Source organism: Streptomyces sp. NPDC060028, assembly GCF_042736725.1.
Taxonomy (GTDB): domain Bacteria; phylum Actinomycetota; class Actinomycetes; order Streptomycetales; family Streptomycetaceae; genus Streptomyces.
This window is the reverse complement of the sequence record NZ_JBHWVJ010000001.1, coordinates 190,073-200,107: the sequence shown is the minus strand read 5'-3', so window position 1 is coordinate 200,107 and position 10,035 is coordinate 190,073. Positions and strand designations below refer to the sequence as shown.

General features: G+C 72.8%; 7 protein-coding genes. 5 read left to right on the top strand and 2 right to left on the bottom strand.

Features of this window, described 5'->3' with window-relative positions; genetic code table 11:
* Nucleotides 1-51 precede the first annotated feature (51 nt).
* Nucleotides 52-1,506 (bottom strand): cytosine permease, encoded by a 1,455-nt coding sequence (locus ACFWBF_RS00945; protein ID WP_385593078.1) that lies wholly within the window; start codon nucleotides 1,504-1,506, stop codon nucleotides 52-54.
* 143 nt (nucleotides 1,507-1,649) lie between these two features.
* Here ACFWBF_RS00945 and ftsY point away from each other — a divergent pair, with 143 nt between their 5' ends.
* On the top strand, nucleotides 1,650-2,873 hold the full coding sequence (gene ftsY / locus ACFWBF_RS00940; protein WP_385593075.1) for a signal recognition particle-docking protein FtsY: 1,224 nt from the start codon (nucleotides 1,650-1,652) through the stop codon (nucleotides 2,871-2,873).
* Nucleotides 2,874-2,943: 70 nt separating this feature from the next.
* Here ftsY and ACFWBF_RS00935 read toward each other — a convergent pair whose 3' ends face one another.
* A complete protein-coding gene (locus tag ACFWBF_RS00935; protein ID WP_385593072.1) occupies nucleotides 2,944-3,615 on the bottom strand; it encodes a bifunctional DNA primase/polymerase in 672 nt (223 codons plus the stop codon).
* A gap of 404 nt (nucleotides 3,616-4,019) precedes the next feature.
* Between ACFWBF_RS00935 and ACFWBF_RS00930 the strand changes: the two genes are divergently transcribed.
* From ACFWBF_RS00930 to ACFWBF_RS00915, 4 genes are all read left to right on the top strand, one after another.
* Complete coding sequence (locus ACFWBF_RS00930; RefSeq protein ID WP_385593069.1) at nucleotides 4,020-5,537, top strand: hypothetical protein; 1,518 nt, start codon at nucleotides 4,020-4,022, stop codon at nucleotides 5,535-5,537.
* 307 nt (nucleotides 5,538-5,844) lie between these two features.
* Entirely contained in the window at nucleotides 5,845-7,191 is a 1,347-nt protein-coding gene (locus ACFWBF_RS00925; RefSeq protein ID WP_385593066.1) for an ammonium transporter, read from the top strand.
* Entirely contained in the window at nucleotides 7,188-7,526 is a 339-nt protein-coding gene (locus ACFWBF_RS00920; RefSeq protein ID WP_365917489.1) for a P-II family nitrogen regulator, read from the top strand. The genes ACFWBF_RS00925 and ACFWBF_RS00920 overlap by 4 nt, the downstream gene beginning before the upstream one ends.
* A 17-nt stretch (nucleotides 7,527-7,543) precedes the next feature.
* Nucleotides 7,544-9,970 carry a [protein-PII] uridylyltransferase gene (locus tag ACFWBF_RS00915; protein WP_385593063.1) on the top strand — a complete coding sequence of 809 codons (2,427 nt, stop codon included), beginning with the start codon at nucleotides 7,544-7,546 and terminating at the stop codon, nucleotides 9,968-9,970.
* Nucleotides 9,971-10,035 lie beyond the last annotated feature (65 nt).

Below are 10,035 nucleotides of genomic sequence, written 5' to 3'. Positions count from 1 at the left end.
CTTCGCCGGATGTGGGTGGGCGGGCGAAGGGGGACGTTAGCTGACGTGGCGTCAGTTGGACAGGGATCCGGCGAGCTCGCGCTCCTCGGCGGGCGCGGGCGCGGGCGCGGCCGTGCGCGGCAGGACGGCGTACAGCGCTGCCGAGGTGAGGATGCCGGCCGCCCAGCCCAGGCCGTTCTGCCCGATCCAGGTGGTGGCGAGGGGCCCGCTGAACCAGTCCACCTTCGTGAACATCGTGCCCACCACCAGGGCCAGGCCCCAGGCGGTCATGGCCTGCCAGGCGAAGCCGCCCTTGTACCAGTAGGCGCTGGTCCGCGTGGTGTCCAGCAGCGCGGGGCCGTCGTAGGAGGTGCGGCGCAGCATGTCCACGCCGAAGACGCCGATCCAGGCGGAGAAGGCCACGGCCAGCAGGGTCAGGAAGGAGATGAACGAGCCGAAGAAGCTGGTCGCGACCACCATCAGCAGGAAGCCGAAGACCAGGCTGATGACGGCGTTGACGCTGACCGCCGCGGCACGCGGGACCTTGATGCCCAGGGTCTGCGCGGTGAAGCCGGCCGAGTACATGGACATCGAGTTGATGAGCAGCATGCCGACGAGCGCGATGAGCAGGTACGGGACCGCGATCCAGGTCGGCAGCAGCTCGCCGATGAAGGAGACCGGGTCCTGTGCGCTGGCCAGGTCGGGCGTTCCGACGGCCATGACCGCGCCCATCAGCACCATCGGCAGGACCACGATGCCCGCCCCGCCGATGGTGGCGCCGACCATGCCCTTGGAGGAGGCGGTCCGCGGCAGGTAGCGGGTGAAGTCCGGGCCGGACGGCACCCAGCTGATGCCGCCGGCGGCGATCGTGCCGATGCCCGCGATCATCATCGCGGTGGAGCCGGCGGGCTTGCCGAAGACGGCGGACCAGTCGGTCTCGGCGATCAGGTAGCCCAGCACGAGCACGCTGAAGGCGCCGAAGAGGTACGTCGACCACTTGGAGCAGACGCGCAGCGCGTTGATGCCGAGCCCCGAGACCAGGAAGGTGCAGCCTACGAAGAAGAGGAGGGTGACGACGATCAGGGCCGTGTTCTTGCCGATGCCGAAGACCAGGTCGAGGACGGTCAGGACGGCGTAGGCGCCGCTGACCGCGTTGATGGTCTCCCAGCCCCACCGGGCGACCCAGATCAGGGTGCCGGGGAAGAGGTTGCCGCGCTGGCCGAAGACGGCCCGGGAGAGCGCCATGCCGGGGGCGCCGCCGCGCTTGCCCGCGATGGAGATCAGGCCGACGATCCCGTACGAGACGACGGGCGCGGCGATCGCGACGACGAGCACCTGCCAGAAGTTCAGCTTGTTGGAGATGACCAGGCCGGCGCCCATGGTCAGCAGCAGCACGCTGATGTTGGCGGCGACCCAGGTCGGCACGAGCTCGCGCACCCGGCCGTGGCGCTCGCTGTCCGGGACGGGTTCCAGGCCGCGGGTCTCGACGGCGGTCTCTATGGCGCCGTCGGCGGGCTCGGCAGGCATGCGGTACTCCGTGGGGGCGTGGAGACGGGGAAGTCGGCCATCATCCTAGATTTGCCGCTAAAACCACAAATGGCGGCTTAACGCCTGGTGCGATCGTCCAAGGTCCGGGCTCCGGGCTTGCCGTGGCCGATACTGGGGGAGTTATGGAAATCCTCATCCTTGCTGTAGTCATCGCCTTGGTCGCGGTCGGCGCGATCAGCGGGCTCGTGGTCAGCAGCCGCAAGAAGAAGCAGCTGCCGCCCTCGGCACCGTCGAGCACGCCGACCATCACTGCCCCGCCCGCCGAACCGCAGGTGGGGGAGGACGCCGCACCGACGGCGCAAGAGCCGCGCCGCACGATCGAGGAGGTCGCCCTCCCCGACGCGGAGACCGCCCTCGAATCCCCGGTCGCCGTCGAGGATCCCGTCGTCGAGGCCCCGCCCGCGCCCGAGATCGAGGTGCCCGAGCCCACGGCCGGCCGCCTGGTCCGGCTGCGCGCCCGCCTCGCCCGGTCTCAGAACTCGCTGGGCAAGGGGCTGCTCACGCTGCTCTCCCGCGAGCACCTCGACGAGGACACCTGGGAGGAGATCGAGGAGACCCTCCTCATCGCCGACGTCGGTGTCGCGCCGACCCACGAGCTGGTCGAGCGGCTCCGCGAGCGGGTCAAGGTGCTCGGCACCCGCACGCCCACCGAGCTGCGCACGCTGCTGAAGGAGGAGCTGCTGACCCTGCTCGGCACCGACTTCGACCGCGCCGTGAAGACCGAGAGCGGCGTCGACACCCCCGCCGTCGTGATGGTCGTCGGCGTCAACGGCACCGGCAAGACCACCACCACCGGCAAGCTCGCCCGCGTGCTCGTCGCCGACGGCCGCAGCGTGGTGCTCGGCGCGGCCGACACCTTCCGCGCCGCCGCCGCCGACCAGCTCCAGACCTGGGGCGACCGGGTCGGCGCGCGCACCGTGCGCGGCCCGGAGGGCGGCGACCCCGCCTCGATCGCCTACGACGCGGTCAAGGAGGGCATCGCCGAGGGCGCCGACGTGGTGCTCATCGACACCGCCGGCCGCCTGCACACCAAGACCGGCCTCATGGACGAGCTCGGCAAGGTCAAGCGCGTCGTGGAGAAGCACGGCCCGCTGGACGAGATCCTGCTGGTCCTGGACGCCACCACCGGGCAGAACGGCCTGACCCAGGCCCGCGTCTTCGCCGAGGTCGTGGACATCACCGGCATCGTGCTGACCAAGCTCGACGGCACCGCCAAGGGCGGCATCGTCATCGCCGTCCAGCGTGCGCTGGGCGTCCCGGTCAAGCTCGTCGGCCTGGGCGAGGGCGCCGACGACCTGGCCCCCTTCGAGCCGGAGGCGTTCGTCGACGCCCTGATCGGCGACTGACCCGCGACATCCGTACGTCGACCAGTGCCCCCGCGGTCCCAAGGACCCGGGGGCACCGGCGTGTGCGGAGCTACGCGCCGCGCAGGCGGTGGCAGAGGTAGGCGAGGGTGCCCAGCAGCAGCCGGGCCTGCGGCGGATCCCCGGCGCAGTCCAGCGCGGGCGGCCGCAGCCAGCTCACCGGCCCGAGCCCCGCGAAGTCGGACGGCGGCGCCGTCAGGTAAGACCCCTGGCCCAGCGCCCGCAGGTCGAGGTCCGCGTCGTCCCAGCCCATCCGGTACAGCAGCTGCGGCAGCCCGGCGGCCGCGCCCGGGGCCACGAAGAACTGGGCCCGGCCGTCCGGGGTGGCGGTGACGGGCCCGAGCGGCAGGCCCATCCGCTCCAGCCGGACCAGGGCCCGGCGCCCGGCCTCCGCGGAGACCTCGATGACGTCGAAGGTGCGGCCGACGGGGAGCAGCACCGCCGCGCCGGGGTACTCGCCCCAGGTCTCGGCGACCTCGTCGAGGGTGGCTCCGGCCGGGACCGTCGGCGCGAGGGCCAGCGGATGCGCTCCCGGCGCACTGCAGCTCGTATGACCGCAGGAGCAGTCGCGGGCGGGGGCCGCGGCGCGCGCTCCCGGGACCACGTCCCAGCCCCACAGTCCGGTGTACTCCGCCACCGCCGTACAGTCCGACGTCCGCCCGCGACGCCGAGCGCCGGTGCGGAACTCCTTGGTGCCGCGGCTGCCGCCGATCGTGAAGCCCATGCCCATGCCCCCTCCAACGGGTCGGACGCGCCGGTGGTTACGACCTCGGCGGGACGGGATCGGGACGTCATGCGGGGCCGGCCGCGGGCCTGCCGCCCGGCGCACTCCTCGCCGCGCGCGCCCCGGGCGCACTCCAGTCCAACCATTCCGTTTCGCCTTCGTGTCAAGTGAATCGCGCCTGGCCGGTGGCGAGTTCATACGAAGGGGTGGCGAATGGTGGCGTTTCTGGAATCAACCTCCCCGAGGGGGTGATCGTAGGATTACTTTCGGTGCACGAAGCCCGAAGGCAGACCCGTTCATGGGTATGCCGGAGGCAAGTTGTGGAGGACCTGTGAAGGTCCGGGACGGCGCTCGCCGCCCCCGCCAGGGTTTCGTTGAAGAAGCTGACGGATGGGGGCGTTCCAGTGAGCGGCAGCGGCGCAAGCGGAACGAGTGCTGAGTCCGGGATGTCGTCCCCGCCGCCCGAAGCCGGCCGCAACGAACAGCTCACGTCGTGGTTCGTCCGCAGCGGCTGGTCCAAGGGCGAGCTCGCCCGCCAGGTCAACCGCCGGGCCCGCCAGATGGGCGCCCACCACATCAGCACCGACACCTCCCGGGTGCGCCGCTGGCTGGACGGCGAACAGCCCCGCGAGCCCGTTCCGCGGATCCTGTCCGAGCTCTTCTCCGAGCGCTTCGGCTCCGTCGTCGCCATCGAGCAGCTCGGCCTGCGCACCGCGCACCAGACCCCCTCCGTCTCCGGCGTGGACCTGCCCTGGGCCGGCCCGCAGACCGTCGAGCTGCTCAGCGAGTTCTCCCGCAGCGACCTGATGCTGGCCCGCCGCGGCTTCCTCGGGACCTCGCTCGCCCTCTCCGCCGGCCCCGCCCTCATCGAGCCCATGCAGCGCTGGCTCGTCCCGGCCCCGGCCGCCGACCCGGGACCGCGCGAGGCGGGGCCGCCGACGGGCGCCCTCGCGGGCCACCGGCCGCCCAGACTCTCCGAACCGGAGCTCGGCCTCCTCGAGGCGACCACCGTGATGTTCCGCCAGTGGGACGCCCAGTGCGGCGGCGGGCTGCGCCGCAAGGCCGTCGTCGGGCAGCTCCACGAGGTCACCGACCTGCTCCAGGAGAACCACCCGGCCCCCGCCATGAAGCGGCTCTTCAAGGTCGCCGCCGAGCTCGCGGAACTGGCCGGCTGGATGAGCTACGACATCGGCCTGCACCCCACCGCGCAGAAGTACTTCGTACTCGCCCTGCACGCGGCCAAGGAGGGCGGCGACAAGCCGCTGGGCTCCTACATCCTCTCCGGCATGAGCCGCCAGATGATCCACCTCGGCCGCCCCGAGGACGCCCTGGAGCTCATCCACCTCGCCCAGTACGGCAGCCGCGACTGCGCCGGCCCGCGCACCCAGGCCATGCTGTATGCGATGGAGGCCCGCGCGTACGCCAACATGGGCCAGCCCAGCCGCTGCAAGAGGGCCGTGCGGATGGCCGAGGACACCTTCGGCGACGTGGGCCTCGGCGGCGAGCCCGAGCCCGACTGGATCCGCTTCTTCTCCGAGGCGGAGCTCAACGGCGAGAACTCCCACTCGTACCGGGACCTGGCCTACGTCGCCGGGCGCAGCCCCATGTACGCCTCGCTCGCCGAGCCGGTCATGGAGCGGGCCGTCGCGCTCTTCGAGAAGGACGAGGAGCACCAGCGCTCGTACGCCCTCAACCTCATCGGCATGGCCACCGTGCACCTCCTCCAGCGCGAACCCGAGCAGGCCACCGTCCTTGTCGGCCGCGCCCTCGACGTGGCGGGAAAGGTACGGTCCGAGCGCGTCAACACCCGACTGCGCAAGACCGTGGACGCCGCCGCGCGTGAGTACGGCGACGTGGCCGACGTGGTCCGGCTGACCGACCACCTCGCCTCCCGGCTCCCCGAAGCCGCGGAGGCCGTCTGACGGCCCCCAGGGCCGCCCCCCGAAACCCCGGCCGCGGCAGTCACCCTTCAGGTCCGATCAGGCTCCCCCAGTCAGGTCACCCGGGTACCCGCCGCGGCCGGTCTTCATGAACCACTCGTTCATGGACGCGTAACACGCCAGACCTCTTCGTCACGCATGCGAAACACCGAGCGGCGCCGCCGGAAACCGGCCTGCGCGAATCTCAGGGCCATTAACCGGCCAGCCCCCCACCGGGCCGGATCCCTTAACGCCGCTCAGGTTTTCACGATCGCCCGCACGCGAACGTACCGACGACGAGGAGACGCCGATGGCATCAGCCATCACGACCCTCGCGGCAGACGCCCCGACGCTGTCTGCCGCGAACACCGGGTTCATGCTCATCTGCTCCGCCCTGGTCATGCTGATGACCCCGGGCCTCGCCTTCTTCTACGGAGGCATGGTCCGCGTCAAGAGCAGCCTCAACATGCTCATGATGAGCTTCATCAGCCTCGGGATCGTCACGATCCTGTGGGTCCTCTACGGCTTCAGCCTCGCCTTCGGCACCGACTCCGGCTCCCTCATCGGCTGGAACTCCGACTACGTCGGCCTCAGCGGCATCGGCATCACCGAGCTCTGGGACGGCTACACCATCCCGGTCTACGTCTTCGCCGTCTTCCAGCTGATGTTCGCCGTCATCACCCCCGCCCTGATAAGCGGTGCGCTGGCCGACCGCGTGAAGTTCAGCGCCTGGGTCCTGTTCATCACCCTCTGGGTCACCGTCGTCTACTTCCCCGTCGCCCACTGGGTCTGGGGCGCCGGCGGCTGGCTCTTCGAGCTCGGCGTCATCGACTTCGCGGGCGGCACCGCCGTCCACATCAACGCGGGCGCCGCGGCCCTCGGCGTGATCCTCGTCATCGGCAAGCGCGTCGGCTTCAAGAAGGACCCGATGCGCCCGCACAGCCTCCCGCTCGTGATGCTCGGCGCCGGTCTGCTGTGGTTCGGCTGGTTCGGCTTCAACGCCGGCTCCTGGCTCGGCAACGACGACGGCGTCGGCGCGGTCATGTTCGTCAACACCCAGGTCGCCGCCGCCGCCGCCATGCTCGCCTGGCTGGCGTACGAGAAGCTGCGCCACGGCTCCTTCACCACCCTCGGCGCCGCCTCCGGCGCGGTCGCGGGCCTCGTCGCCATCACCCCCTCGGGCGGCTCCTGCTCCCCGCTCGGCGCGATCGCCATCGGAGCCATCGCCGGTGTCGTCTGCGCCATGGCCGTGGGCCTGAAGTACAAGTTCGGCTACGACGACTCCCTCGACGTCGTCGGCGTCCACCTCGTCGGCGGTGTCATCGGCTCCCTCCTCGTCGGCCTCTTCGCCACCGGCGGGGTCCAGTCCGAGGCCGCCGGCCTCTTCTACGGCGGCGGCCTGGAGCAGCTCGGCAAGCAGGCCGTGGGAGTCTTCGCCGTCCTCGCCTACTCTCTCGTGGCGTCCGCGGTACTCGCCCTCCTCATCGACAAGACGATGGGGATGCGCGTACCCGAGGACGACGAGGTGTCCGGCATCGACCAGGTCGAGCACGCCGAGACGGCCTACGACTTCAGCGGAGCCGGCGGCGGTTCCTCCTCGCGGAGCACCGCCGCACCGACCCCCGTTGCCGCCGCGAGCAAGAAGGTTGACGCATGAAGCTGATCACCGCGATCGTCAAGCCCTACCGGCTGGACGAGATCAAGGAAGCCCTCCACCGGTTCGGCGTCCACGGCCTCACGGTCTCCGAGGCCAACGGATACGGCCGCCAGCGCGGCCACACCGAGGTGTACCGGGGCGCCGAGTACACGGTGGACCTCGTACCGAAGATCCGCGTCGAGGTGGTCGTCGAGGACGACGACGCCGAGGACGTGATGCGGGTCATCGTCGAGGCCGCCCAGACCGGCAAGATCGGCGACGGCAAGGTGTGGAGCATCCCCGTGGACTCGATCATCCGGGTCCGCACCGGCGAGCGCGGCGCTGACGCGCTCTAGATGACGGGAGCTCCTGGGTGACGAGTGTCGAAGAGACCACGGACCACACGGCCGACTCGGGACCCAGCGGGTACGCCGCGGCCCGGCTGCGACTCCTCCAGGAGGAGTCGCGGTCCGGGCCTTCGCGGCGTTCCGCCCTGGCAGGCCTGACCGACGACTGGCTGAAGGCGCTGTTCGCGGCCGCCGTACGGGAGACGGGGGTCCGGGGCGCCGCCCTGGTCGCCGTCGGCGGCTACGGACGCGCCGAACTCTCCCCGCGCAGCGACCTCGACCTGCTGCTGCTCCACGACGGCAAGGCCGACGCGAGCGCGCTCGGCGCGCTCGCCGACCGGCTCTGGTACCCCGTGTGGGACCTGGGCGTCGCCCTGGACCACTCGGTGCGCACCCCGGCACAGGCCCGCAAGACCGCCGCCGAGGACCTCAAGGTGCACCTCGGACTGCTGGACGCCCGGCCCGTCGCGGGCGACGTCGGACTGCTCGCCGCGCTGCGCACCTCCGTCCTGGCCGACTGGCGCAACCAGGCGGTCAAACGCCTGCCCGAGCTGCACTCCCTGTGCCGCGAGCGGGCCGACCGGGCCGGGGAGCTCCGCTTCCTGCTGGAACCCGACCTCAAGGAGGCCCGCGGCGGGCTCCGGGACGTCACCGCACTGCGGGCCGTGGCGGCGTCCTGGCTCGCCGACGCCCCGCGCGAGGGCCTCGCCGAAGCCCGGCGGCGGCTGCTCGACGCGCGGGACGCGCTGCACCTGGTGACGGGCCGCGCCACCGACCGGCTCTCGCTCCAGGAGCAGCCGCAGGTCGCCGCCCGGCTCGGGCTGCTCGACGCGGACGCGCTGCTGCGCGAGGTGTACGAGGCCGCGCGGGTGGTCTCGTACGCCGGTGACGTGACCTGGCGGGAGGTCGGGCGCGTGCTGAGGGCGCGGGCGGCCCGGCCGAGGCTGCGCGGGCTGCTGGGCACCCGGGGGGCCCCGGCGGTGGAGCGGGCGCCGCTGGCCGAGGGGGTCGTGGAGTCCGACGGCGAGGCCGTACTGGCCCTGGCCGCGCGCCCGGACCGGGACCCGGTGCTCGCGCTGCGCTTCGCGGCCGCGGCCGCGCAGGCGGGTCTGCCCGTGTCCCTGCACGCCGTACGGAGGCTGGCGGCGCAGGCCAAGCCCCTGCCGGTGCCCTGGCCGGCCGAGGCGCGCGAGCAACTGCTGACCCTGCTGGGGGCGGGCGAGCCGACGGTGGCGGTGTGGGAGGCCCTGGAGGCGGAGGGCCTGATCACCCGGCTGCTCCCGGACTGGGAGCGGGTGCGGTGCCGGCCCCAGCACAACCCGGTGCACACCTGGACGGTGGACCGGCACCTGATCGAGACGGCGGTGCGGGCCTCGGCGCTCACCCGCCGGGTCGGCCGCCCCGACCTGCTGCTGATGGCGGCCCTGCTGCACGACATCGGCAAGGGCTGGCCCGGGGACCACTCGGTGGCGGGGGAGACGATCGCGCGCGACGTGGCCGCACGCGTCGGCTTCGACGCGCCGGACGTGGCCGTGCTCGGCACGCTCGTACGCCACCACCTGCTGCTGGTCGACACCGCGACGCGGCGGGACCTGGACGATCCGGCGACCGTGAAATCGGTGGCGGACGCCGTCGGGTCGCCCGGCACGCTGGAGGTACTGCACGCGCTGACGGAGGCCGACGCCCTGGCCACCGGGCCGGCCGCGTGGAGCGCGTGGCGCGGCTCGCTGGTGGCCGACCTCGTCGCGCGGGTCGCGGCCGTCCTGCGCGGTACGGCGCCCGCCGTCACGGAACTGGACATCCCGACGACGGAGCAGGAACGCCTCGCGGTGGAGGCGCTGCGTACCCGCGAGCCGGTGCTGGCGCTGCACGCCCGGCAGGAGGAGGACGCCGTCGGGGTGGAGCTGGTGGTGGCCGTCCCCGACCAGCCGGGGGTCCTTCCGGCGGTGGCGGGGGTGCTGGCGCTGCACCGGCTCACGGTCCGGGCGGCCGACCTGCGCTCCCTGGAGCTGCCGGACCAGCTCGGCGAGGTCCTGGTGCTGCGCTGGCGGGTGGCCGCGGAGTACGGCTCCCTGCCGCAGGCGGCCCGGCTGCGTACGGACCTGGTCCGGGCACTGGACGGCTCGCTGGACGTCCCGGCGAAGCTCGCGGACCGCGAGGCGGCGTACCCGCGCCGGCGTGGTGTGGTCCCGCCGCCGCCGCGGGTCGTGGTGGTCCCGGAGGTCTCCTCCCTGGCCACCGTCATGGAGGTCCGGGCCCCTGACGCGGTCGGGCTGCTGCACCGGATCGGGCGGGCGCTGGAGGGCGGCGGCGTCCGGGTGCGCAGTGCGCACGTCTCCACCCTCGGCGCGAACGCGGTGGACACGGTGTACGTGGTCGACGCGGACGGCAAACCCCTGCCCCCGCGGGAGGCCGCCGCCCTGGCGAGCACGGTGCAGGCGGCCCTGTCGTAGGGCGGTCCCGGGCGGTGCCCCGGGATTGCCGCCCGCGGGGCCGGGCCGGTGGCGCGGCCCGATAC

Bases quoted from the DNA above. Each gene is read 5' to 3' on its own strand.
- ACFWBF_RS00945 (WP_385593078.1), bottom strand. From the start codon at position 1,506: ATGCCTGCCGAGCCCGCCGACGGCGCCATAGAGACCGCCGTCGAGACC.
- ftsY (WP_385593075.1), top strand. From the start codon at position 1,650: ATGGAAATCCTCATCCTTGCTGTAGTCATCGCCTTGGTCGCGGTCGGC.
- ACFWBF_RS00935 (WP_385593072.1), bottom strand. From the start codon at position 3,615: ATGGGCTTCACGATCGGCGGCAGCCGCGGCACCAAGGAGTTCCGCACC.
- ACFWBF_RS00925 (WP_385593066.1), top strand. From the start codon at position 5,845: ATGGCATCAGCCATCACGACCCTCGCGGCAGACGCCCCGACGCTGTCT.
- ACFWBF_RS00920 (WP_365917489.1), top strand. From the start codon at position 7,188: ATGAAGCTGATCACCGCGATCGTCAAGCCCTACCGGCTGGACGAGATC.